Origin of the sequence: Streptomyces sp. Ru62, assembly GCF_002920615.1 — a bacterium.
In the GTDB taxonomy this organism is placed as follows: Bacteria; Actinomycetota; Actinomycetes; order Streptomycetales; family Streptomycetaceae; genus Streptomyces.
The window spans coordinates 124,448-146,594 of record NZ_PQSU01000002.1; the positions used below are offsets into that span (position 1 = coordinate 124,448).

General features: G+C 71.0%; 25 protein-coding genes and 1 riboswitch. Of the genes, 14 read left to right on the plus strand and 11 right to left on the minus strand.

All coding sequences use genetic code 11. The annotated features are described in order from the left end of the window. Positions 1 to 10 precede the first annotated feature (10 nt). On the minus strand, positions 11 to 1,414 hold the full coding sequence (locus C3492_RS02950) for a nicotinate phosphoribosyltransferase (protein ID WP_103810129.1): 1,404 nt from the start codon (positions 1,412 to 1,414) through the stop codon (positions 11 to 13). Between the two features lie 57 nt (positions 1,415 to 1,471). Here C3492_RS02950 and clpS point away from each other — a divergent pair, with 57 nt between their 5' ends. The 8 genes from clpS to C3492_RS02990 all read left to right on the plus strand — a co-directional run bounded on the left by clpS (position 1,472) and on the right by C3492_RS02990 (position 6,827). Then, complete coding sequence (gene clpS, locus C3492_RS02955; RefSeq protein ID WP_103810130.1) at positions 1,472 to 1,789, plus strand: ATP-dependent Clp protease adapter ClpS; 318 nt, start codon at positions 1,472 to 1,474, stop codon at positions 1,787 to 1,789. 10 nt (positions 1,790 to 1,799) lie between these two features. Next, positions 1,800 to 2,405: a DUF2017 domain-containing protein gene (locus tag C3492_RS02960; protein ID WP_103810131.1), complete on the plus strand. Its 606-nt coding sequence runs from the start codon at positions 1,800 to 1,802 to the stop codon at positions 2,403 to 2,405. 329 nt (positions 2,406 to 2,734) lie between these two features. Next, positions 2,735 to 4,153 carry an amino acid permease gene (locus C3492_RS02965; protein WP_103810132.1) on the plus strand — a complete coding sequence of 473 codons (1,419 nt, stop codon included), beginning with the start codon at positions 2,735 to 2,737 and terminating at the stop codon, positions 4,151 to 4,153. Positions 4,154 to 4,365: 212 nt separating this feature from the next. After that, positions 4,366 to 4,788, plus strand: coding sequence for a Mov34/MPN/PAD-1 family protein (locus tag C3492_RS02970; RefSeq protein WP_103810133.1), 423 nt, complete (start codon positions 4,366 to 4,368; stop codon positions 4,786 to 4,788). Between the two features lie 79 nt (positions 4,789 to 4,867). Further along, positions 4,868 to 4,963 carry a putative leader peptide gene (locus C3492_RS46780; RefSeq protein ID WP_309550412.1) on the plus strand — a complete coding sequence of 32 codons (96 nt, stop codon included), beginning with the start codon at positions 4,868 to 4,870 and terminating at the stop codon, positions 4,961 to 4,963. Positions 4,964 to 5,051: 88 nt separating this feature from the next. Continuing rightward, complete coding sequence (locus C3492_RS02980) at positions 5,052 to 5,330, plus strand: MoaD/ThiS family protein (RefSeq protein WP_103810134.1); 279 nt, start codon at positions 5,052 to 5,054, stop codon at positions 5,328 to 5,330. A 17-nt stretch (positions 5,331 to 5,347) separates the two neighbouring features. After that, positions 5,348 to 6,298 (plus strand): PLP-dependent cysteine synthase family protein, encoded by a 951-nt coding sequence (locus tag C3492_RS02985; protein WP_103810135.1) that lies wholly within the window; start codon positions 5,348 to 5,350, stop codon positions 6,296 to 6,298. Between the two features lie 67 nt (positions 6,299 to 6,365). After that, positions 6,366 to 6,827: a hypothetical protein gene (locus tag C3492_RS02990; RefSeq protein WP_103810136.1), complete on the plus strand. Its 462-nt coding sequence runs from the start codon at positions 6,366 to 6,368 to the stop codon at positions 6,825 to 6,827. Positions 6,828 to 6,835: 8 nt separating this feature from the next. Here C3492_RS02990 and C3492_RS02995 read toward each other — a convergent pair whose 3' ends face one another. Beyond that, entirely contained in the window at positions 6,836 to 7,294 is a 459-nt protein-coding gene (locus C3492_RS02995; protein ID WP_103810137.1) for a type II toxin-antitoxin system PemK/MazF family toxin, read from the minus strand. A gap of 238 nt (positions 7,295 to 7,532) precedes the next feature. On the opposite strand from C3492_RS02995, the gene C3492_RS03000 reads away from it, so the two are divergent. After that, complete coding sequence (locus C3492_RS03000; protein WP_103810138.1) at positions 7,533 to 8,285, plus strand: MBL fold metallo-hydrolase; 753 nt, start codon at positions 7,533 to 7,535, stop codon at positions 8,283 to 8,285. A 64-nt stretch (positions 8,286 to 8,349) separates the two neighbouring features. Here C3492_RS03000 and C3492_RS03005 read toward each other — a convergent pair whose 3' ends face one another. Next, positions 8,350 to 9,615, minus strand: a complete 1,266-nt coding sequence (locus C3492_RS03005) for a PTS transporter subunit EIIC (RefSeq protein ID WP_103810139.1) — start codon at positions 9,613 to 9,615, stop codon at positions 8,350 to 8,352. A 155-nt stretch (positions 9,616 to 9,770) separates the two neighbouring features. After that, positions 9,771 to 11,057: a PTS transporter subunit EIIC gene (locus tag C3492_RS03010; RefSeq protein ID WP_103810140.1), complete on the minus strand. Its 1,287-nt coding sequence runs from the start codon at positions 11,055 to 11,057 to the stop codon at positions 9,771 to 9,773. A gap of 155 nt (positions 11,058 to 11,212) precedes the next feature. On the opposite strand from C3492_RS03010, the gene C3492_RS03015 reads away from it, so the two are divergent. From C3492_RS03015 to C3492_RS03025, 3 genes are all read left to right on the plus strand, one after another. Then, entirely contained in the window at positions 11,213 to 11,446 is a 234-nt protein-coding gene (locus tag C3492_RS03015; protein ID WP_014672981.1) for a glucose PTS transporter subunit EIIB, read from the plus strand. A 78-nt stretch (positions 11,447 to 11,524) separates the two neighbouring features. Then, on the plus strand, positions 11,525 to 12,259 hold the full coding sequence (gene rph / locus C3492_RS03020; protein WP_103810141.1) for a ribonuclease PH: 735 nt from the start codon (positions 11,525 to 11,527) through the stop codon (positions 12,257 to 12,259). A gap of 115 nt (positions 12,260 to 12,374) precedes the next feature. Beyond that, the gene (locus C3492_RS03025; protein ID WP_014672979.1) at positions 12,375 to 12,767 is read left to right on the plus strand and encodes a hypothetical protein; all 393 of its coding nucleotides are present in this window, start codon (positions 12,375 to 12,377) and stop codon (positions 12,765 to 12,767) included. Positions 12,768 to 12,830: 63 nt separating this feature from the next. Here C3492_RS03025 and C3492_RS03030 read toward each other — a convergent pair whose 3' ends face one another. From C3492_RS03030 to C3492_RS03045, 4 genes are read right to left on the minus strand one after another with little or no spacing between them, the layout of a single operon-like run. Then, positions 12,831 to 13,481 (minus strand): DUF1707 domain-containing protein, encoded by a 651-nt coding sequence (locus C3492_RS03030; protein WP_103810142.1) that lies wholly within the window; start codon positions 13,479 to 13,481, stop codon positions 12,831 to 12,833. 9 nt (positions 13,482 to 13,490) lie between these two features. Further along, positions 13,491 to 14,453 (minus strand): ATP-binding cassette domain-containing protein, encoded by a 963-nt coding sequence (locus C3492_RS03035; protein WP_103810143.1) that lies wholly within the window; start codon positions 14,451 to 14,453, stop codon positions 13,491 to 13,493. 1 nt (position 14,454) lies between these two features. Further along, positions 14,455 to 15,294 (minus strand): ABC transporter permease, encoded by an 840-nt coding sequence (locus C3492_RS03040; RefSeq protein ID WP_258055460.1) that lies wholly within the window; start codon positions 15,292 to 15,294, stop codon positions 14,455 to 14,457. Next, the gene (locus tag C3492_RS03045; RefSeq protein ID WP_103810144.1) at positions 15,287 to 16,087 is read right to left on the minus strand and encodes an ABC-2 family transporter protein; all 801 of its coding nucleotides are present in this window, start codon (positions 16,085 to 16,087) and stop codon (positions 15,287 to 15,289) included. Before C3492_RS03045 ends, C3492_RS03040 begins: the two co-directional genes overlap by 8 nt. A gap of 1,421 nt (positions 16,088 to 17,508) precedes the next feature. On the opposite strand from C3492_RS03045, the gene C3492_RS03050 reads away from it, so the two are divergent. Then, positions 17,509 to 20,301, plus strand: a complete 2,793-nt coding sequence (locus tag C3492_RS03050; RefSeq protein ID WP_103810417.1) for a transglycosylase domain-containing protein — start codon at positions 17,509 to 17,511, stop codon at positions 20,299 to 20,301. 42 nt (positions 20,302 to 20,343) lie between these two features. Here the strand turns inward: C3492_RS03050 and C3492_RS03055 are convergent, their stop codons facing one another. The 3 genes from C3492_RS03055 to C3492_RS03065 all read right to left on the minus strand — a co-directional run bounded on the left by C3492_RS03055 (position 20,344) and on the right by C3492_RS03065 (position 21,557). Beyond that, complete coding sequence (locus C3492_RS03055) at positions 20,344 to 20,664, minus strand: multidrug efflux SMR transporter (protein WP_103810145.1); 321 nt, start codon at positions 20,662 to 20,664, stop codon at positions 20,344 to 20,346. A 44-nt stretch (positions 20,665 to 20,708) separates the two neighbouring features. Further along, a riboswitch (guanidine-III (ykkC-III) riboswitch) is annotated at positions 20,709 to 20,779 on the minus strand. Positions 20,780 to 20,845: 66 nt separating this feature from the next. Beyond that, the gene (locus C3492_RS03060) at positions 20,846 to 21,205 is read right to left on the minus strand and encodes a co-chaperone GroES (protein ID WP_014672972.1); all 360 of its coding nucleotides are present in this window, start codon (positions 21,203 to 21,205) and stop codon (positions 20,846 to 20,848) included. Between the two features lie 22 nt (positions 21,206 to 21,227). Beyond that, complete coding sequence (locus tag C3492_RS03065) at positions 21,228 to 21,557, minus strand: DUF3618 domain-containing protein (RefSeq protein ID WP_103810146.1); 330 nt, start codon at positions 21,555 to 21,557, stop codon at positions 21,228 to 21,230. 93 nt (positions 21,558 to 21,650) lie between these two features. On the opposite strand from C3492_RS03065, the gene bcp reads away from it, so the two are divergent. Beyond that, a complete protein-coding gene (gene bcp, locus C3492_RS03070; protein ID WP_103810147.1) occupies positions 21,651 to 22,118 on the plus strand; it encodes a thioredoxin-dependent thiol peroxidase in 468 nt (155 codons plus the stop codon). Positions 22,119 to 22,147 lie beyond the last annotated feature (29 nt).

Below are 22,147 nucleotides of genomic sequence, written 5' to 3' on the forward strand. Positions count from 1 at the left end.
GTATCTGAGCCTAGAGAATTCCGGGCTCCTGCGGGAGGGGGCGTCCAGGGGCGGACGGGGTCCCGCTCTGGCTACCCGAGCGCCCGTGGACGTACTCCGTCGGAATGACGGGTTCCCCCCTGGACAGCTGGACAGCGGAGAGCGGCAGATTCGCGCGGGCCGCGATGTGGCGGTCCCTGGTCACGTCCAGCGGCTCCCGGGCGACCACCTCGCCGCCCTTGACCAGCTGCACCAGGAGCTGCCGGTCGGCCAGCTCCGCCGGGACCGGCCCGGTGCCGACGACCTCGGCCTCCGCGACCCCCTCCGCGTCCAGCCGCCGAGCCGCCCACTTGCGGCCCCCGATGGACGTCTTGCCGCCGCTGGACTTCTTCGCGACCGGCAGCAGCGGGGCCTTCGGGTCGGCGGACTCGGCGCGGGCGACCAGCTTGTAGACCATGGAGGAGGTCGGGTGCCCGGAGCCGGTCACCAGCTGGGTGCCGACGCCGTACGCGTCCACCGGCGCGGCGGCCAGCGAGGCGATGGCGTACTCGTCCAGGTCGGAGGTCACGATGATCTTCGTGCCGGTCGCGCCCAGCTCGTCCAGTTGCTGCCGCACCCGGTGGGCCACCAGCAGCAGGTCGCCGGAGTCGATGCGGACCGCGCCCAGCTCGGGGCCGGCCACCTCCACCGCCGTACGGACGGCCTCGGCGACGTCGTAGGTGTCCACCAGGAGGGTCGTGCCGCGGCCGAGGGTGTCGACCTGGGCCTGGAAGGCGTCGCGCTCGCGGTCGTGGAGCAGCGTGAAGGCGTGGGCGGAGGTGCCGACGGTCGGGATGCCGTAGCGGAAGCCGGCGGCCAGGTCGGAGGTGGTCGCGAAGCCGCCGACGTAGGCGGCGCGGGCGGCGGCCACCGCGGCCAGCTCGTGGGTGCGGCGGGCGCCCATCTCGATCAGCGGGCGGCCACCGGCGGCGGAGGCCATCCGGGAGGCGGCGGCGGCGATGGCGGAGTCGTGGTTGAGGATGGACAGGATCACGGTCTCCAGCAGCACGCACTCGGCGAAGCTGCCCTCGACGCGCATGATCGGTGAGCCGGGGAAGTACACCTCGCCCTCGGGGTAGCCCCAGATGTCCCCGCTGAAGCGGTAGTCGGCGAGCCACCGCAGGGTCTCCTCGTCGACGATGTCCCGCTCGCGCAGGAAGCCGAGGACGCCGGTGTCGAAGCGGAAGTTCTCCACCGCGTCCAGGACGCGGCCGGTGCCGGCCACCACGCCGTAGCGGCGCCCGTTCGGCAGCCGCCGGGTGAAGACCTCGAAGACGCTCCGCCGTTCGGCCGTACCGGCCTTCAGGGCGGCGCGCAGCATCGTCAGCTCGTACTGGTCCGTGAAGAGCGCTGTCGAGGGAACGTCCACCGGCAGCCCAAGGTCCGCTGTGTTCATGACGAGGAATCGTACTCCCTTTTCGTCGGTGTGACGATTTATGGAGGCCGTGGCAGCATGGGCTGTGTGACGTCACCCGCGCCCGTAGAGATCGAACGCACCGAGTCGGCGGAGGAGGTCTTCGCCGTACCCGAGCCCGACGTCCCCTGGGTCACGATCGTCCACAACGACCCGGTCAACCTCATGAGCTATGTGACGTACGTCTTCCAGACGTATTTCGGCTACACCAAGGACAAGGCCACCAAGCTCATGCTCGACGTCCACCACAAGGGCCGGGCGGTCGTCTCCAGCGGGTCCCGCGAGGAGATGGAGCGCGACGTGCAGGCGATGCACGGCTACGGTCTGTGGGCCACCCTCCAGCAGGACCGGAAGTAAACGCACCCAGATGCCCGGACACTTCGAACCGCTCCCCGGCGGCGGCGCGGCCGTCGCTCTCGACGACGTCGAGATCTCCATCATCCGGTCGCTGGCCGTCCAGCTCCTGGAGCTCATCGGTCCCGGACCCGGCGCCGACGCCCCGGACGACCCCCTCGCCGAGCTGTTCGCGGAGGGGCCGAGCGAGCCGCCGGCCGACCCGGTGCTGCGACGGCTCTTCCCGGACGCCTACAGCGACCCGGAGGAGATCCCGGCCTCGTCGGCCGAGGCCGAGGAGCGGCGGGCGCATTCCGCCGAGTTCCGCCGCTTCACGGAGAACGACCTGCGCGCCGGCAAGCGGGAGAGCGCCCTCGGGGTGATCCGCAGCCTGGACGCGCTGGCCCCGGTCGACGAGGGCGGGGCGGTGCTGAAGCTGTCCCCGGAGGAGTCCCGGCAGTGGCTCGGCGCCCTCAACGATCTGCGGCTGGCGATCGGTTCCCGGCTGGAGATCACCGACGAGGACGACACCGACCTGCTCTACCGGCTCCCGGACGAGGACCCGCGCAAGCCGATGGTCATGGCGTACCTGTGGCTCGGCGGGCTCCAGGAGACCCTGGTGACGACCTTGATGCCGTAGTTCGTACGGATTTGCCCCTCGGAAGTGTTCGCTCAGAGGACGCTCAAATCCGGATAACGATCCCGTCACCTTTGTGGCCGGTTTTGCCGCATTCGGGCGCTCTTTGTCCGCTTTTACCTGTGTGATACGCCACATCGCACCCCTGTGATCAATATTGCGGCCGTGATAAATCTTCACGACCGCCCGGCCGACACCACCCACGTACGGCCGGGTGCGCCACCGAGCCGACGACCGTCGGCCAGGCAGACAACTCCATCATCCGGGGGGATCGAGACCCGATCCGAGGCCGACGAAAGGCCCGGGTCGGCATGGAGAAAGGCGCACCACACATGACCTCTGAGAAGGTCACCACCGCCCCTGAGGAGGGGTACGAGCGCGGGCTCGGCAGCCGTCAGGTCCAGATGATCGCCATCGGCGGCGCCATCGGCGTCGGGCTCTTCCTGGGAGCCGGCGCGAACATCGCGAAGGCCGGTCCCAGCCTCATCCTCATGTACGCCCTCGCCGGCGTGATCATCTTCTTCATCATGCGGGCCCTGGGCGAACTGCTGCTCTACCGCCCGGTCTCCGGCTCCTTCGCCGAGTACTCCCGGGAGTTCCTCGGCCCGTTCTTCGGCTACTTCACCGGCTGGACGTACTGGCTGATGTGGGTCGTGACCGGCATGGCCGAGCTGACGGCCGCCGCGATCTACGTCCACTACTGGTTCCCCGGCATCCCGCAGTGGGTGACGGCCCTGGTCTTCCTGGTCGTCCTGTTCGTGGCCAACCTGATCTCGGTGAAGCTGTTCGGCGAGATCGAGTTCTGGTTCTCCATGGTCAAGGTCACCGCCCTGATCGGCATGATCGTGATCGGTCTCGGCGTGCTCACCTTCGGCTTCAGCGCCGCGGGCGACACCGCGCACGTGGCGAACCTCTGGCAGTTCGACGGCTTCTTCCCCAAGGGCATCGGCTCGTCGTTGATGACCCTCCAGGGCGTGATGTTCGCCTACCTCGCGGTCGAACTGGTCGGCGTCACCGCCGGCGAGTCCGAGAACCCGGAGAAGACCCTCCCGAAGGCCATCAACACGCTGCCCTGGCGCATCGCGCTGTTCTACGTCGGTGCCCTCACCGTCATCCTGTGCGTGGTGAAGTGGACCGAGTTCGCGCCGGGCGTCAGCCCCTTCGTGAAGGCCTTCGCGGTCATCGGCATCCCGGCCGGCGCCGGCATCGTCAACTTCGTGGTGCTCACCGCGGCCCTGTCGTCCTGCAACTCGGGCATGTACTCCACCGGCCGCATGCTGCGCACGCTCGCCGACAACGGCGAGGCCCCGCGGGTCTTCTCGAAGCTGTCGGCCACCAAGACCCCCGCGCTCGGCATCACCGTCTCGGTGCTGTTCATGGGCATCGGCGTGGTCCTGAACTACATCGTCCCGGAGAAGGCCTTCGGTTACGTCACCTCCGTCGCCACCGCGGCCGGCATCTGGACCTGGCTGATGATCCTGGTCAGCCACGTCCTCTACCGCCGCGCGGTCGACGCGGGCCGGCTGCCCGCCAGCTCCTTCCCGGCGCCCGGCGGCGCGGTGTGCTCGTACATCGCCATCGCCTTCCTGCTCTTCGTCACCGGCCTGATCGCCTACGACGCCGACTCCCGCGTCTGCCTGTACGTGATGGCGGTCTGGGCGGTCGCCCTGGGCATCGGCTGGCTGGTCCTGAAGTCCCGGACGCCGTCCATCGCGGACCGCCGCGAGCCGGAGTTCGAGAAGGTGGGCTGACCCCAGGAAGGATCCTCGGGGGACTTTCGGGAGACCCCGGAAGACCCCCGGAAGACCCCCCCATAAGACCCCGGAAGACCTCCGGAAAAGGACGTCCGGCCGTCGGGAGCTCTCGTGGCGCCCCCGGCGGCCGCCGCTCAGGACGTCCGCCATGTGGGCCGTCCCGTACCACCCCTCGGTACGGGACGGCCCCTCTGCTTATCCTGACCCCCATGCTGACCATCACCCAGGAGCTCCACGACCAGATCGTCGCCCACGCGCGCGCGGACCACCCCGACGAGGCGTGCGGCGTGGTCGCCGGGCCGGTGGGCTCCGGCCGCCCCGAGCGCTTCATCCCGATGCTCAACGCGGCGCGCTCGCCCACCTTCTACGAGTTCGACTCCCAGGACCTGCTCAAGCTCTACCGCGAACTGGACGACCGCGACGAGGAGCCGGTGATCATCTACCACTCCCACACCGCGACCGAGGCGTACCCCTCCCGGACCGACATCAGCTACGCCAACGAGCCCGGCGCGCACTACGTCCTGGTGTCCACCGCCGACACCGACGGCGCCGGAGAGTTCCAGTTCCGCTCCTTCCGCATCCTCGAAGGGGAGGTCACCGAGGAGGAGGTCAAGGTCGTCGAGGCGTACTGATCCCAGTACTCGGTCGGATTCCGTCCGGGATGTGGAATCACACTCCGGGATCCGGACCGGGAATCGATACGATGAGCCCATGGTTCTGAACGACGTGAGCGAGAAGGCGCCGGGCACGCTGCTCGTGGCGCGGCTGCACGTCGATCTGTGCAGGCTGAACAGCGCCATCTGTTGACGTTCCCCGCCGCCGTACGGCCGTGAGCCGCGGCGTGCCCCGCCGCGCGCCCACACCTTCCGACACTTCCTGACAGGAGCCCGCAACCATGGCCATCGAGGTCCGCATCCCCACCATCCTCCGCCAGTACACCGACGGTCAGAAGGCGGTGGAGGGCAACGGGAGCACCCTCGCCGAGCTGTTCGCCGACCTGGAGTCGCGGCACGCGGGCATCCGGGCCCGCATCGTGGACGGCGACCAGCTGCGCCGCTTCGTCAACGTGTACCTCAACGACGAGGACGTCCGCTTCCTGGACGGCATCGACACCAAGCTGTCCGACGGCGACAACGTCACGATCCTGCCGGCCGTCGCCGGCGGCATGCGCTGATCGGTCGCTGAGCAGCGATGCGCTACGACTCCCCGCTGGCCGCGGTGGGCAACACCCCCCTGGTGTGCCTGCCGCGGCTGTCGCCGGCCCCGGACGTGCGGATCTGGGCCAAGCTGGAGGACCGCAACCCCACCGGCTCGGTCAAGGACCGGCCCGCCCTGCACATGATCGAGCAGGCGGAGAAGGACGGCCGGCTGACCCCGGGCTGCACGATCCTCGAACCCACCTCCGGCAACACCGGCATCTCCCTCGCCATGGCGGCCAAGCTCAAGGGCTACCGGATGGTGTGCGTGATGCCGGAGAACACCTCGCAGGAGCGCCGGGACCTGCTCGGCATGTGGGGCGCCGAGATCATCTCCTCGCCGGCCGCCGGCGGCTCCAACACCGCCGTGCGCGTGGCCAAGGAACTGGCCGCCGAGCACCCCGACTGGGTGATGCTCTACCAGTACGGCAACCCGGACAACGCGGGCGCCCACTACGCCACGACCGGCCCCGAGATCCTCGCCGACCTGCCCTCGGTCACCCACTTCGTGGCGGGCCTCGGCACCACCGGCACCCTCATGGGCGTCGGCCGCTATCTGCGCGAGCACAAGCCGGGCGTCCAGATCGTCGCCGCCGAACCGCGCTACGACGACCTGGTCTACGGCCTGCGCAACCTCGACGAGGGCTTCGTCCCCGAGCTGTACGACGCGTCCGTCCTGACCACCCGGTTCTCCGTCGGCTCGGCCGACGCGGTCACCCGCACCCGTGAACTCCTCCAGCAGGAGGGCATCTTCGCGGGCGTCTCCACCGGCGCCGCCCTGCACGCGGCGATCGGCGTCGGCCGCAAGGCCGTCAAGGCGGGCGAGAGCGCCGACATCGTCTTCATCGTGGCCGACGGCGGCTGGAAGTACCTCTCCACCGGCGTCTACACGGCGGCCACCACGGAAGAGGCCATCGCGACACTCCAGGGCCAGCTCTGGGCCTAGCCGTGGATCCGCGCGCGCCGGTGGTACGTCACATCCGTACCAGGACTCCGGCAGAAAGGCGGACCCCATGCGCCGTACGACGCTCCTCGCCCCCGCGGCGGCAGCGCTGCTCCTCGCGGGCTGCGGCTCCCAGCAGGACACCGGGAGCAGCGACAAGGTGTCGGCGCCGGCCCGCACGGGCACGCCGGCGCCCACCCGGTCCGCCGGCGACTGCACCGGTCACGTGGAGCTGACGGCCGCCGATCACGGCCGTACCGTCTGCGTGACCGAGGGCGGCGAGGTCCGGCTGACCCTGGACGGGACCAGGGCCCGCCCCTGGCAGCCGGTCGCCGCGACCGGTACGGCACTGACGGCCGTCAACGCGGGCTTCGTACTCCAGCCGGGTGACGCCACGGCCGCGTACCGGGCGGTGGCCGCCGGCACGGTGAAGCTCACGTCGTCCCGCCCGCTGTGCGCCGAGCCGACCGCACCGGGCCAGGTCTCCTGCAAGGGCATCGAGGACTGGACGGTCACCGTGCGCGTGAGCTGAGGCGTTCCCTAACCCGCCAGGTGCCGTACCTGGTCCCACAGGACCGGGTCGACCACGCCCACCCGGCGGCGGAAGCCGTCCACCGGGACCTCGCGCAGCTCGTCGGTCTCCAGGAAACTGGGCCGCCCCTGGGTGTCGCCGACCGCGCCGGGCGGCAGCGGGATCACCCCGCAGCGCTCGTCGTGGTACTTGCTGGTGATCTTCGCGACGGTGGCCCGGTTGCCGCGCACGGCCAGCACCAGACAGGGCCGGTCCTTGGTCCCGGCCCGGTCCTCGTAGGGGACCTCCGCCCACCAGATGTCCCCCGGTGAGGGCCGTACCGCGTGTGCCGTCCGCGGGCCCGGCCGGCCGGGGGGCCGCAGCCGTCGGCCGCCGGGCCGGTGACCGCGGCCCCAGCCGTCGACGAGCGTGGCGACGAGCGCGAGCAGTACCACCGCCGCGAGCGCCAGCCACCAGGACGTGTCCATACGACGACGTTACCGGCGCGCGCCGGACCTCGCGCGCCCTCTTCAGATCCTTGTGCGCCCTGCGTCCAGCCGAACCGGTGACAGCACAGGTGAGTTCGCCCACAACGGCCCCTGGCGGAGGAGCGACCCGCGCTTTCGCGCCTTACGCTCGACGGACCGCACGACCCCCGACAGCCCCCGCCCCGCAAGGGGTTTACGTCCTGCCCACCGGTTACCCGCCAACGGAGGTTTCTGTTTCATGAAGCTCACCGTCGTCGGCTGCTCGGGGTCGTTCCCGTCCGCGGAATCGGCCTGTTCGAGCTACCTCGTCGAGGCCGACGGCTTCCGGCTGCTCCTCGACATGGGCAACGGCGCCCTCGGCGAGCTGCAGCGCCACTGCGGTCTCTACGACCTCGACGCGATCTTCCTCAGCCATCTGCACGCCGATCACTGCATCGACATGCTCGGGTACTTCGTGGCGCGCTACTACCGCCACGACGGTGGCCGCTGCGACCCCATCCCGGTCTACGGCCCCGAAGGCACCGAGCACCGCCTGACCACGGCCTACGCGGACACCCCCTCCGCCTCCTCGATGAGCGAGGTCTTCGACTTCCACACGGTCAAGCCGTCCACGTTCGAGGTCGGCCCGTTCACCGTGCACACCGAGCGGGTCCGCCACCCCGTGGAGGCGTACGGCATCCGGATCGAGCACGGCGGGAAGTCCCTGACGTACTCCGGCGACACCGGCGTCACCGCGGCGCTGGACGAGCTGGCCCGGGACACCGATCTGTTCCTGTGCGAGGCCGCGTTCACGCACGGCAAGGAGAGCATTCCCGACCTGCACCTCAACGGCCGCGAGGCGGGGGAGACGGCGGCCCGCGCGGGCGTACGGCGGCTCGTCCTCACCCACATCCCGCCGTGGACCGACCCCGAGGTGAACCTGCGGGACGCGCGTGAGGTGTTCACCGGTCCGGTGCACCTGGCGGCGCCGCGACAGACGTACGAGATCTGAGGGCGCCGCGCGCAGACGAAAGGCCCCGGAACCGGAGAGGTTCCGGGGCCTTCGCGCCGTCTGGTTACTTGGCCTCCGCCTTCTGCAGTTCCGCGAGTTCCTCGTCGGACTCGCGGCCCGGGGTCGGCAGGTCGAACTTGGTGATCGCGAAGCGGAAGATCACGTAGTAGACCACCGCGAAGCACAGGCCGACCAGGACCAGGCCCCACGGGTTGCTCGCGATGCCCAGGTTGAGGCCGAAGTCGACCGCGCCCGCCGAGAAGCCGAAGCCGTCCTTCATGCCCAGCGCCCAGGTCAGCGCCATCGAGACACCGGTGAGGACAGCGTGGATCGCGTACAGGACCGGCGCGATGAACATGAAGGTGAACTCGATGGGCTCGGTGACGCCGGTGACGAAGGACGTCAGGGCCAGCGAGAACATCATGCCGCCGACGACCTTGCGGCGCTCGGGCCGGGCGCAGTGGACGATCGCCAGGCACGCGGCCGGCAGGGCGAACATCATGATCGGGAAGAAGCCGGTCATGAACTGGCCCGCGTGCGGGTCGCCGGCCAGGAAGCGCGCGATGTCACCGCTCTTGCCGTGGTACTCGCCCGCCTGGAACCACGGGAACGAGTTGAGCAGGTGGTGCATGCCGATCGGGATCAGCGCACGGTTGGCGACACCGAAGATGCCCGCGCCGACCGCACCCGACTTCACCAGCCACTCGCCGAAGTTGTGCAGGCCCGTGCCGAGGACAGGCCAGATGTAGCCGAAGACGATGCCGATGACGAGGCCCGCGAAGGCCGACAGGATCGGGACGAGCCGGCGGCCGCCGAAGAAGCCCGCCCAGTCGGGCAGCTTGGTGCGGTAGAAGCGCTGGTACAGCAGGGCCACGACGATGCCCATCACCACACCGCCGAGGACCTTGGCGTCCACCGGGGCGTTCTGCATGACGACCTTGCCGTCGACGACGGCCGCCACCTTCGGCAGGTTCTTGTCGGTGAACGTGGCGAGCACGTTCTTGAAGACCAGGTAGCCGACGACGGCGGCGAGGGCCGTGGAGCCGTCCGACTTCTTCGCGAAGCCGATCGCGATGCCGACGGCGAACAGCAGCGCCATGTTGTCGAGGATGGCGTTGCCGCCGGCCGCCATGAACGACGCTATCTTGGTCAGGAAGTCCGGGAAGGACGAGCGGCCCAGCATGTCGTTGTTGCCGAGGCGCACCAGGAGGGCGGCGGCGGGCAGCACGGCGACCGGCAGCATCAGGCTGCGGCCGATGCGCTGGAGCACAGCCATCGCTCCGGCGCCCTTCTTCTTCTCGGCCGCGGGTGCGGCGCTGGCCGTGGTCACAAGCTCCTCCATCGGGCAAGGCGCCGCCCGGGAACCATGGAAGGGGACGGCAGCGTCTCTGGTCTACACCACCTGTGGTGTAGACCTGTTGTAGCACGATGAAGGCGGCATAAGGAACCCGCGAATCCGCCACCACGGCGCTACGCACGGTGCCCTCAGACCTTGGTGACGTCCTCCACGTCCTCCGCCGGTTCCCGCCCCGGCGTCCTCAGGTCGAAGCGCGTGATCGCGACGCGGAACACCAGGTAGTACACGGCCGCGAAGCACAGGCCGATCGGGATGATCGCCCACGGTCTCGTCGCCAGGTTCCAGTTGATCACGTAGTCGATCAGGCCCGCCGAGAAGCTGAAGCCGTCGTGCACGCCCAGCGCCCAGGTCACCGCCATCGACGCACCGGTCAGCACCGCGTGGACGGCGTACAGGCCGGGCGCGATGAAGAGGAACGAGTACTCCAGCGGCTCGGTGATGCCGGTCACGAACGAGGTCAGAGCGACCGAGAGCATCAGGCCGCCCACCTCCTTGCGGCGCTCCGGGCGGGCGCAGTGCGTGATGGCCAGCGCCGCGGCCGGCAGCGCGAACATCATGATCGGGAAGAAGCCCGAGGTGAACTGGCCGGCGTCCGGGTCCCCCTGGAGGAACATGTTGATGTCGCCGTGCACCACCGTGCCGTCGGGCTTGGTGTAGCTGCCGAACTGGAACCAGATGGGCACGTTCAGGAACTGGTGCAGGCCCACCACCAGCAGCGCCCGGTTCGCCACCCCGAAGACGCCCGCGCCCCAGGACCCGGCGTCCCGCAGCCACTCGCTGAAGCTCTCCAGTGCGTCGCCGACCGGCGGCCAGACGAACAGGCACACCACGGCGAACAGGATGGCGACGAAGGCCATGATGATCGGCACCAGCCGGCGCCCGTTGAAGAAGCCCAGCCAGTCCACCAGCCTCGTACGGTGGTAGCGGGCCCAGAAGAAGGCGGCCAGCAGGCCCATGACGATGCCGCCGAAGACGCCCGGGTTCTGGTAGGTGTACGCGGACACCGTGCCGTTCGCCGCCTGGCAGCCCGTGGCGACCACCTTCGCGCCCGCCGGGCAGGTCTCCGGGAACTGCCGCAGGACGCCGTAGTAGACGAGGAAGCCCGCCACCGCGGCGAGCGCCGTCGAACCGTCGGCCTTCTTCGCCATGCCGATCGCGACGCCCACGCAGAACAGCAGCGGCAGCCCCAGCTGGCCGTCCAGCAGCGCGCCGCCCGCCCCGCTCATCACCTTGGAGACGTCGGTCCAGCCCAGGCCGTCCGCGCCGAACACGTCCGGCTGCCCCAGCCGGTTCAGGATGCCCGCCGCCGGCAGCACCGCGATGGGCAACTGGAGACTGCGGCCCATCTTCTGCATGCTCTGGAACACACGGTTCCAGCGGGCCCCGGCGCTGCTCGCCGTGCTCTCTGCACTCATGGGTTTGGCGACCTTCCCCACGGTGGTGTAGACCAGTCGGCGGACGGTTCCGCTGTCGTGATCGCCATCATTCGGCACGGACGGCAAGACCGCTCGCGAAGATGGGCCAACTGTGGGTTACTGCGACAAAGCGGTTCGGAGCAGGGAGAAGGAACATGGCCAGCAAGGCTGAGAAGATCGTCGCCGGGCTCGGTGGCATCGACAACATCGAGGAGATCGAGGGCTGCATCACCCGGCTGCGCACCGAGGTGTCCGACCCCGCTCTGGTCGACGAGGCCGCCCTGAAGGCCGCCGGCGCCCACGGCGTCGTCAAGATGGGCACGGCCATCCAGGTCGTCATCGGCACCGACGCCGACCCGATCGCCGCGGAGATCGAAGACATGATGTGAGCCGTACCGGTTCACCCCGAAGGGGCTCTTCCCAACGCCGGAGGAGCCCCTTCCCCGTGTGCGGCTAGGCTCATCGCCATGTCTCGCATCGACGGCCGTACCCCCGAACAGCTCCGCCCGGTCACCATCGAACGCGGATGGAGCAAGCACGCCGAGGGCTCCGTCCTCGTCTCCTTCGGCGACACCAAGGTCTTCTGCACCGCCTCCGTCACCGAGGGGGTCCCGCGCTGGCGCAAGGGCAGCGGCGAGGGCTGGGTCACCGCGGAGTACGCCATGCTGCCCCGCGCCACCAACACCCGCGGCGACCGCGAGTCCGTCAAGGGCAAGATCGGCGGCCGCACCCATGAGATCTCCCGGCTCATCGGCCGCTCCCTGCGCGCCGTCATCGACTACAAGGCGCTCGGCGAGAACACCATCGTCCTCGACTGCGACGTCCTCCAGGCCGACGGCGGCACGCGTACGGCGGCCATCACCGGCGCGTACGTCGCGCTCGCCGACGCCGTCGCCTGGGCCCAGGGCAAGAAGCTGATCAAGGCCGGCCGGCAGCCGCTCACCGGCACCGTGAGCGCCGTCTCCGTGGGCATCGTCGGCGGGGTCCCGCTGCTCGACCTCTGCTACGAGGAGGACGTGCGCGCCGACACCGACATGAACGTCGTCTGCACCGGCGACGGCCGCTTCGTCGAGGTCCAGGGCACCGCCGAGGCCGCCCCGTTCGCCCGCGAGGAACTCGACGCCCTGCTCGACCTCGCCGTCACCGGCTGCCGGGAACTGGCCGTGACCCAGCAGGCGGCACTCGCGGCCACGCGCGCGTAAAGAAGTCCCCAAGGCCGCGGGGCAACCCGGCGGACCCCAGCGGCGTCCCAGTGGATACGGGCGCACGACTCACCAGCGTGCGCCCGGCCAGCCGTACCAGGGGAGGGACACCACCATGGCCGCCAGCCGACGCCGACTCACCGTTGTCGCCGCCGTAGCGACCGCCGCGCTCGCCGCCGGCCTCACGACCGGCTGCGACGCCGTGGACAAGGCGCTGGACTGCGTGCAGACCGCCGACGCCATCGCCGACAACGTCACCGACCTCCAGCAGGCCGTGGAGAACGCGGCGAACGACCCCTCCCAGGCCGACGAGTCGCTCGACTCCATCGAGAAGAGCCTGCGCAAGATCGGCGACAAGACGGACAACACCGATGTCAACAAGGCCGTGGACGACCTGGAGAAGGCCGTCGGCAACGTGCGCACGGCCATCAGGAACGGGGACGAGACACCGGACGTCAGCCCGGTGACGGACGCGGCAGGGGAGCTGACCAAGGTCTGCACGTCGTAGGGGCGCCGACGGGCCACGGGCCGTGGCCGGCCGCGCAGGTCCCCGCGCCCCTTGAGGGCGCGCTCAGCGCGGCTTCTTCAGGCGCTTCCGTGCCCCACGCGGGAGTCTGCGCTCCACGCCCACCCCGCCCCAGAACGCGAGGCCGCCGATGACCACACGAGGGGCGCCCGGCTCGGGCGGGCCGTCGTCCCTCGGGTGTTCGAAAGCGCCCATCACACCGACGCCGCGTACGACGACCTCGACGCCGGGCGGCACGATCACCTGCACCCCGCCCATGATCACCACGCAGTGGATCTCCACCTCACCGGCGGCGAAGTCCGCCTCGCGCAGGTCGAGCTCGCCGCCGCCCATGAAGGTGAAGCAGGAGAACCGCCTCGGCACCGTCCAGCGGCCCCTGCGCTCGAACCCCGACAGGATCGCCACCGCGCCCGTCGAGGAGCCCTCGGTGCCGGTGATCCGGCCCGCCCAACCGCCCTCCACCGCCGGGGCCTTGACGAAGGAGACGGGAAGGGCCGGCGCGACACCGGGCACCGGCAGGTCGCGGGTCAGCGGCGCCAGCTCGCCGTACGTCCGCGCCCGGTAGGCCGCCCCCAGCCGCTCGTCGAACTCCTCCATGTCCAGCCGGCCCTCGGCCAGGGCGTCCCGCAGGATCTCGGCGACCCGGTCACGGTCGGCGTCGGACGCACGGAGGTCCGGGACTGCGTCGTCGCTCATGCCGGCAGCCTACGAGACCGCCTTCTCGGCGTACATCCTGGCGATGACGGCCTCGATGTCCGGCTCCCGCACCGACAGGTCCACCAGCGGGTACCGGGCCGCCAGATGCGCCACGACCGGCGCCGCCGACTGCCCCGCCGGGAACGCCAGCCACTGCCGGGGGCCCTCCACCCGCACCACCCGGGCCGACGGCACCTCGACCGGCGGCAGCTCCCGCTCCAGGTCCACCACCAGCGTCCGCTCGCTCTCGCCGGCCTCGTGCAGCCCCGCGAGCGGGCCGTCATACACCAGCCGCCCGTGGTCGATCACCATCACCCGGGAGCACAACTGCTCGATGTCCTGCAGATCGTGCGTGGTGAGCAGCACCGTCGTACCGCGCTCGGCGTTCACCTCCCGCAGGAACTCCCGCACCCTGGCCTTCGACACGACGTCCAGACCGATCGTCGGCTCGTCCAGGTACAGCACGTCCGGGTCGTGCAGCAGCGCCGCCGCGATGTCCCCGCGCATCCGCTGGCCCAGGGACAGCTGCCGCACCGGTACGTCCAACAGGGCGCCCAGGTCCAGCAGTTCCACCAGCCGGTCCAGGTTCTCGCGGTAACGGGCGTCCGGGATGCGGTACATGCGGTGCGCCAGCCGGTAGGAGTCGATCAGCGGCAGGTCCCACCAGAGCGTGGTCCGCTGACCGAACACCACACCGATCCGGTGCGCGAGCCGCGACCGCTCCCGCGCCGGATCGATGCCCGCCACCCGCAGCCGCCCGGCACTCGGCGTCAGGATCCCGGTCAGCATCTTGATCGTCGTCGACTTCCCGGCACCGTTCGGCCCGATGTACCCGACCATCTCGCCGCGCGCCACGGTGAACGAGAGCGCGTCCACCGCCCGCACCTCGCGCCGCTCCCGCCGCAGGAACCCGGTCTTCCGGCGCACCTCGAAGACCTTCTCCACCTTCTCCAGTGCGATGAAGTCACTCACGTCAGCTCCCTGTGCTGCGGTACGAACGAAGTCCGGCCCGCCAGGCCAGCCCCGCGAGCGCGCCACAGGCGACCGCCACCAGCGGCGGCGTGAACGCGGTCCACTCCGGCAGGCCCAGCGGATACGGCCGCCCCAGCACATGGGTCGCGGGCAGCCAGTTGACGAAGGCCAGCGGCAGCACGAAGGTCACCCCGCGCACCAACTCCTTCGCGAACACGGTCGGCGGGTACTGGAGCAGCGTCGTACCGCCGTAGGTGAAGGCGTTCTGCACCTCCGAGGCGTCCTGCGCCACGAACTGGAACGCCGCGCCCGCCACGAACACCGCGCAGAAGATGCCGCAGCCGCTCACCACCATCACCGGCATCAGCAGCAGCCTGTCCGCCGTCCAGTCGATGTCCACCCGGGTCAGCGACCAGCCCAGCACCAGCGCCCCCTGCGTCACCCGGCCCAGCCGCCTGAGCGCGAACCGGTCGGCCGCCACCTGCGCCAGCACCGGCGCCGGCCGCACCAGCAGGGTGTCCAGCGTGCCGTCCCGGACCCGCCGGCCCAGCCGGTCCATCGACCCGATCACCAGGTCCGCCAGCCCGAAGGAGGTCGCGGACAGGCCGTACAGGAACGCCACTTCGGGCAGCGGATAGCCGCCCAGGGCGTCCACCCGGGAGAACATCAGCATGATCGCGACGAAGTCGAGGAAGGTCGCCGCGAAGTTCCCGAACGTGGTCATGGCGAAGGACGCCCGGTAGGCCATCGTGGAGCGCACCCACATCCCCGCGATCAGCCGGTACGCCCGCACCCCCTCGGCCAGCCGGTGGCCCGGGCCGGGGACCTGGCTCTCAGCCACCCTGCACCACCACCCGGCGCGTCGCCGCCGACTGCACCAGCCGCCCGGCCCCCAGCAGCGCCGCCGCCCACGCGGCCTGGAAGAGATAGGTGGGCAGCGGATCCGCGTGCCCCAGCAGGATGTCCGCCGGGGCCTGCAGCAGGGACGACCAGGGCAGGACCCGTACGACGTCACCGAGCGCGCCCGGGAACACGTTCAGCGGCAGCAGCATGCCCGAGCAGAAGAAGCCCAGCAGCCACGCCATCTGCGCCACACCGGCGCCGTCCAGCAGCCAGAACGCGCTCAGCGCCACCAGGTAGCGGATGCCGAAGCCGACCAGCATGGCGAGGACGACGGCGACGAGGAACGCCGCCCAGGTGCCGGCGTCGGCCGGCAGGTACACCGGGAAGCACAGCGCGCCGAACACGAACGGCACCAGTCCCCGGCCCAGCAGCTGGAAGAACGCCCGGCCCAGGTCCGCCGCCAGCCACCACAGCTGGAGATCGGCGGGCCGGTACAGGTCGATCGCCACGTCCCCCGTACGGATGCGTTCCATCAACTCGTCCTCCACGCCGCCGCCCCCGATGGCGAGAGTCGACAGGAACGCCTGCCCCAGCCAGACGTACGTCACGGCCTGCGCCTGGTCGTACCCGCCGAGATGCGGCCTCTCGTCCCACAAGGCGCGGTACGTGTAGACGAGGATGAGTCCGAAGACGGTGTTCGTGAACACCCCTGCCGCAGTGGCGGCCCGGTAGGTCGCGTACCGTCTGAATCCCCCTGTCGCCACGGCCGCGTACAACCGTCCCGCGCCCACGTGAGTCGACCTCCTCGGACCGCTCGACACCGAAGCGCAGGAGCCTAGTCCGGAGGCCCGGCGGCCGGCCACGCGATTTCCGGTCGAAGCGTGCCGGAATCCGGGAACGGAACGCCAGGTGCGAGAGTCTTCAAACAGGGGGAGCGCAGAAGCGTACGAGGCGTACGGGAACGTACGACGCGAAACAGGAGTCCGTGCACGACATGAGCGACGAGCCGCAGCCGCAGCAGCGGAACGAAGGCGTGGCACCGAAAAAGCCGCTGCCGGCTGAAGGGCCCGGAAACCCGGGACGCCGCGAACCGAGCAGCACACCACCGGATCCCACAGGGGGCACCACGAGCGACACCAGCGCACATGCGGGGGCCGTGGGCAGCCGCGACGGCGGCGAGCGCGCCGGGCGGCTCGGTCGGGGCGAGGGTGGTCAGCGTGCCGACGGTGACTCGCGTGCCGGGGGCACCGGGAGCCGGGACGGTGAGCGCGCCGGGAGTGGCGGCAGCGGTGTGCGTGCCGGGGGTGCCACCAGCGGTGGCGGCATGCGTGCCGAGGGTGCCATGAGCGGCGAGGGCGCTTCGAGGGGCCCCGGGGGCGACGGCGCTGCCGGGCGGGCCGACGGTGTCGAGGGCGGCGCGAGGTCTCCGCGCGCCGGCCGGCCCGGGAGCGCGGCGAATCCGCAGAGCGGCGAGCGGGGGGCCGACGGCACCCGTGGCGCCGGCGCGGGTGACCCGGAGGCTGAGCGTGGCGCGGGCCGGACGGCCGGCAACGGCCCGACGGGCTCCCCGTCCCGGGCAGGCTCCGGTACGCCCGGATCGGCGCCCGGGAACCGCTCCGGTATGACGGGTGCGTCCCCCCAGGACGGTTCCCGCCCCGCGGACTCAGCCGAGCAGGACCAGGACCGGACGACCTCCATCGCCCGCGCCCGCCGGGCGGCCCGCGCCCGCACGGAACAGACGGGTGCCGCGGGGGCCGGCGGAAGCGCGGCCTCCGGCGCCGCTCAGGCGCCCGGCCGTGTCCCGGTGTCCGGGAGCGCCCCGGCAACCGGTCGTGCTCCGGAGTCCGGTCGTGCGCCGGGGGCCGGCAGTGGCCCGGCAGCTGATCGCGGCCCGGGGCCCGGCGACGGCTCGGGGTTCGGTCGCGGGCCGGTGTCCGGGAGTGCCCCGGCCGTTGACCGTGGTTCGCAGTCCGAGCGTCAGGGCTCCGGAGGCGGTTCGCAGCCCGGCCGTGGCCCGGTGTCCGGTCGGCGTGCGGAGTCCGGCGACGGGTCGGTGTCCGGCGGGGCTGCGCCGGCCGGCGTGGACTCGGCTGCCGGTGCCTCCGGCGCCGGTCGTGGCTCGCGTTCCGGTGCGGCCGGTGGCGGTGGGAAGTCGGGGGCGCCCGAGGCCCCGCTCGGTTCCGGGCAGGAGCCGCCGGCCGAGAGCACCCAGGTGCTCCGCCGTGTCACCCCGCCCCGAGAGCCGCGGTCCAGTGCCCGGCAGGAGGCCGACGCCGCCCCGGCGCCCGAGACCACGCAGGTGCTCCGGCGGGTCAACGCGCCCCGCTCCGGTGAGCCCGGCGGTGAGTCGGACCCCACCCGCCGTACCCCTCGTCCCACCGTTCCCCGCCCCGCCGGCGAGACCCGCGCTGCCCAGACAGCCTCCGGCGCCGACCCGGCCGGTGCCTCCGCCCCCTCCTCCCCGGCCGCCGCACGGGCCGCCCGCGCCGCCCGCGCGGCCGGCGCCGCCGCGACGGGAGCCGGTGCCGGTACGGGAACCGGTGCTCAGGCCGCCAAGGGCGCCGCCGCGTCAGCAACCGGCGCCGCAGCAGGTGCCGCCTCGATCGCCGCCACCACCACCCTCCCCGCCACCGACGGTCAGACCGCGGACGGCAAGGGCAAGGGCAAGAAGGGCAAGCGGCCCAAGCGGACCGGCTGGCGGCGGATCATCCCGACCTGGCGCATGGTGCTCGGCACCTTCTTCGTCGGCGTGCTGCTGCTCGTCGGGCTGTTCTTCGTCGGGTACTCCCTGGTGAAGATCCCCCCGGCCAACGCGTTCGCGACCAAGCAGAGCAACGTCTTCCTGTACGCCGACGGCTCACAGCTCGCCCGCGACGGCGAGGTCAACCGCGAGAACGTCACCCTCGCCCAGGTCTCCAAGGACGCCCAGCACGCCGTACTGGCCGCCGAGGACCGGGACTTCTACACCGAGTCCGCCGTCGACCCCAAGGCGATGCTCCGCGCCGGCTGGAACACCGCGACCGGCAAGGGCAAGCAGTCCGGCTCGACGATCACCCAGCAGTACGTGAAGAACTACTACCTGGCCCAGGAACAGACGGTCACCCGCAAGGCCAAGGAGTTCTTCATCGCGATCAAGCTCGACCAGAACAAGTCCAAGGACGAGATCCTGGAGGGCTACCTCAACACCAGCTACTTCGGCCGCAACGCCTACGGCATCCAGGCCGCCTCCCAGGCCTACTACGGCCGCGACGCCGCCGACCTCGACCCGGCCCGCGCCGCCTACCTCGCCGCGCTCGTCAACGCGCCCAGCGAGTACGACGTCGTCGCCCACCCGGAGAACCGCAAAGCGGCCGTCGCCCGCTGGAACTACGTCCTGGACGGCATGGTCACCAAGGGCTGGCTCAGCGAGTCCAAGCGCGCCGGCATGAAGTTCCCGATGCCGAAGGAGCAGACGATCTCCACCGGCATGTCCGGCCAGCGCGGCTACCTCGTGGAGGCGGTCAAGCAGTACCTCACCGCGAACAACATCATCGACTCCGACCACCTCACGGCCGGCGGCTACCGCATCACCACCACCATCCAGAAGGACCGGCAGGACGCCTTCGTCAAGGCGGTCGACGATCAGCTCATGTCCAAGCTGGACAAGAAGAACCGCAAGGCCGACACCTTCGTCCGGGCCGGCGGAGCCTCCGTCGACCCCAGGACCGGCAAGGTCGTCGCGATGTACGGCGGCATCGACTACGTGAAGCAGTACACCAACGGCGCCACCCGCGGTGACTTCCAGGTCGGCTCGACGTTCAAGCCGTTCGTCTTCACCTCCGCCGTGGAGAACGGTTCCACCACCCAGGACGGCCGCGCCATCACCCCGAACACGGTCTACGACGGCACCAACCAGCGCCCGGTCCAGGGCTGGAACGGCGGCGCCTACGCCCCCGAGAACGAGGACCAGAAGTCGTACGGCCCGATCACCGTCCGCAAGGCCACCGACCTGTCGGTGAACTCGGTGTACGCACAGATGGCCGTCGACGTCGGCCCCGCCAAGGTCAAGCAGACCGCGGTCGACCTGGGCATCCCCTCCGACACGCCGGACCTCCAGCCGTACCCGTCCATCGCCCTCGGCACCGCCACCGCCAGCGTCCTGGACATGGCCGAGGCCTACGCCACGCTCGCCAACCACGGCAAGCACGGCACGTATACCCTCGTCGAGAAGATCACCAAGGACGGCACCGACGAGGTCAAGCTGCCCGAGCAGCCCGTCAAGCAGGCCGTCAGCCGCGAGGCCGCCGACACCACGACCTCGGTCCTGCAGAGCGTGGTCGAGAACGGCACCGCCACCGCCGCCCAGGCCGCGGGACGTCCGGCGGCCGGCAAGACCGGTACCGCCGAAAGGGACACCGCCGCCTGGTTCGCCGGCTACACCCCGGACCTGGCCACGGTGGTCTCCGTCATGGGCCAGGACCCGGTGACGGCCAAGCACCAGCCGCTGTACGGGGCGCTCGGCCAGCCGCGCATGAACGGTGGCGGCCCGCCCACCCAGATCTGGGCGCAGTACACGCGCGACGCGTTGCAGGGCAAGCCGGCGAGCAAGTTCGACCTGGAGCTCCAGCAGGGCGCCGACCAGGTCCAGGAGCCGCCCGCCACCAGCACCGCCCAGCCCGGCACCGACGGCGGCCAGAACGACGGCGGCGCCACCGCCGCGCCCACCACCGGCGGCGCGACCGCCACCCCGACGGCCGGCGGCACCACGGACGGGGGCACCCCGACCGACGGCGGCACCGGCACCACGGGCGGCACCCCCACCGACGGCGGCACCACCACGGACGGGGGCGCCACCACCGGCGGGGACGCGACCGGCGGAGGGGCGACCACCGGCGGCGGGACCACGGACGGCGGCGGCACGACCGACGGGGGGACGACCACCGGCGGCGGGACCACCGGCGGCGGCACACCGGGCGGCGGCACCACCGGCTCGGACACGGGACCGGGAGGCTTCCCCGGTACATGACAGCGCACCTGACGCCCCCGCTGACGCCGCACTCCTGACGCCTCAGTGACCGCTGGTCGCCTTCAGCCCCACCACGGCGACCAGCAGCAGGCACACGAAGAAGATCCGGGCGGCGGTGACCGGCTCACCCAGCACCACCATGCCGAGCACCGCCGCACCGGCCGCGCCGATGCCCACCCACACGCCGTAGGCCGTACCGATGGGCAGGGACTTCGCGGCGTACGACAGCAGAACCATGCTGGCGACGATGCCGGCGCCGGTGAACAGACTGGGGACGGGCCGGGTGAACCCCTCGCTGTACTTCATCCCGATCGACCAGCCCACTTCCAGCAGACCGGCGACGACCAGCAGAACCCAGGCCATGACAGCACCTCCGAGACACGGCGACTCTTCTTCGGGTCACTTCGGGTGCGTCGTCTTTGCCTTCGACCCGGTACGGCGCGTCTCGTCGGGCTCCTTCCGAACATAGCAAAAACACGGCAAAGAGGGCCGGTGACCATGGTCACCGGCCCTCTCGCTCTGTGTTCTCCAGGTACGGCCGGGGCTACAGATACAGCCCCGTGGAGTCCTCCGACCCCTCGAACCGGTCCGCGGCGACGGCGTGCAGGTCACGCTCGCGCATGAGGACGTACGCCACGCCCCGCACCTCGACCTCCGCCCGGTCCTCCGGGTCGAACAGGACACGGTCCCCGGGCTCCACCGTCCGTACGTTCTGCCCGACGGCGACGACCTCGGCCCAGGCCAGCCGCCGGCCGACCGCCGCGGTGGCGGGAATCAGAATGCCGCCCCCCGACCGCCGCTCGCCCTCACCGGTCTCCTGCCGCACGAGAACCCGGTCGTGCAGCATCCGGATGGGCAGCTTGTCGTGGTGGGGAGTGCTGTGCTCGTTTCTGTTGGCGCTCACGGCTCGAACCTACCTGTCCCGGTCAGTCCCTGCGCCGCCGGGCCCCGAGGGCGAGCAGCCCCACGACCCCCACGACGACGAGCGCGACGGGCACCACCCGCTCCAGGCGCGGCGCCCCCTGATCGTTCACGAACTGTGCCCGAACCTCGCTCACGGCACGGTTGACCTGCACGTACGCCCGTCCGACCGTATGGTCGACATTGGCGATGACCTTGGCCTTCGCATCGCCGACGATGGTCTTCGGATGCACCCGCACCCCGATCTCGTCGAGCGTCTCGGCCAGCACTTCACGGCGGCGCTTGATGTCCGCCTCGATCTGCGCCGGGGTTCTGGTGTCCGACGTGTCCGCCACCGTACGGCCTCCGAAATCTGCTGATGCTGTTCCGAACAGTTTGTCAGCTCTGCGCCGCGCCGCACCGCAAGGCCCCCCGGTTAGGCTGGCCCGATGAGCGAGCGACTCCAGCCGGGGGACGTGGCCCCCGCCTTCACCCTCCCCGACGCCGACGGCACCGAGGTGTCCCTCTCGGACCACAAGGGCCGCAAGGTCATCGTCTACTTCTACCCGGCCGCCCTGACCCCAGGCTGCACCAAGCAGGCCTGCGACTTCACGGACAACCTGGAGCTGCTGGCCGGCGCCGGCTACGACGTCATCGGCATCTCCCCCGACAGCCCGGAGAAGCTGGCGAAGTTCCGCGAGAAGGAGTCCCTGAAGATCACCCTCCTCGCCGACCCGGACAAGAAGGTCACCGAGGCCTACGGCGCCTATGGCGAGAAGAAGAACTACGGCAAGACGTACCTGGGCGTCATCCGCTCCACGATCGTCGTGGACGAGGAGGGCAAGGTCGAACGGGCCCTCTACAACGTCCGCGCCACCGGCCACGTCGCGAAGATCATCAAAGACCTGGGCATCTGACCCGCCCACCGCACGAACGGCCCGCACCG

Excerpts from the sequence above, each read along its gene's own strand:
- C3492_RS02950 (WP_103810129.1), bottom strand. The coding sequence starts at position 1,414 with ATGAACACAGCGGACCTTGGGCTGCCGGTGGACGTTCCCTCGACAGCG.
- clpS (WP_103810130.1), top strand. The coding sequence starts at position 1,472 with ATGGGCTGTGTGACGTCACCCGCGCCCGTAGAGATCGAACGCACCGAG.
- C3492_RS02960 (WP_103810131.1), top strand. The coding sequence starts at position 1,800 with ATGCCCGGACACTTCGAACCGCTCCCCGGCGGCGGCGCGGCCGTCGCT.
- C3492_RS02965 (WP_103810132.1), top strand. The coding sequence starts at position 2,735 with ATGACCTCTGAGAAGGTCACCACCGCCCCTGAGGAGGGGTACGAGCGC.
- C3492_RS02970 (WP_103810133.1), top strand. The coding sequence starts at position 4,366 with ATGCTGACCATCACCCAGGAGCTCCACGACCAGATCGTCGCCCACGCG.
- C3492_RS46780 (WP_309550412.1), top strand. The coding sequence starts at position 4,868 with ATGGTTCTGAACGACGTGAGCGAGAAGGCGCCGGGCACGCTGCTCGTG.
- C3492_RS02980 (WP_103810134.1), top strand. The coding sequence starts at position 5,052 with ATGGCCATCGAGGTCCGCATCCCCACCATCCTCCGCCAGTACACCGAC.
- C3492_RS02985 (WP_103810135.1), top strand. The coding sequence starts at position 5,348 with ATGCGCTACGACTCCCCGCTGGCCGCGGTGGGCAACACCCCCCTGGTG.
- C3492_RS02990 (WP_103810136.1), top strand. The coding sequence starts at position 6,366 with ATGCGCCGTACGACGCTCCTCGCCCCCGCGGCGGCAGCGCTGCTCCTC.
- C3492_RS02995 (WP_103810137.1), bottom strand. The coding sequence starts at position 7,294 with ATGGACACGTCCTGGTGGCTGGCGCTCGCGGCGGTGGTACTGCTCGCG.
- C3492_RS03000 (WP_103810138.1), top strand. The coding sequence starts at position 7,533 with ATGAAGCTCACCGTCGTCGGCTGCTCGGGGTCGTTCCCGTCCGCGGAA.
- C3492_RS03010 (WP_103810140.1), bottom strand. The coding sequence starts at position 11,057 with ATGAGTGCAGAGAGCACGGCGAGCAGCGCCGGGGCCCGCTGGAACCGT.
- C3492_RS03015 (WP_014672981.1), top strand. The coding sequence starts at position 11,213 with ATGGCCAGCAAGGCTGAGAAGATCGTCGCCGGGCTCGGTGGCATCGAC.
- rph (WP_103810141.1), top strand. The coding sequence starts at position 11,525 with ATGTCTCGCATCGACGGCCGTACCCCCGAACAGCTCCGCCCGGTCACC.
- C3492_RS03025 (WP_014672979.1), top strand. The coding sequence starts at position 12,375 with ATGGCCGCCAGCCGACGCCGACTCACCGTTGTCGCCGCCGTAGCGACC.
- C3492_RS03030 (WP_103810142.1), bottom strand. The coding sequence starts at position 13,481 with ATGAGCGACGACGCAGTCCCGGACCTCCGTGCGTCCGACGCCGACCGT.
- C3492_RS03055 (WP_103810145.1), bottom strand. The coding sequence starts at position 20,664 with ATGGCCTGGGTTCTGCTGGTCGTCGCCGGTCTGCTGGAAGTGGGCTGG.
- bcp (WP_103810147.1), top strand. The coding sequence starts at position 21,651 with ATGAGCGAGCGACTCCAGCCGGGGGACGTGGCCCCCGCCTTCACCCTC.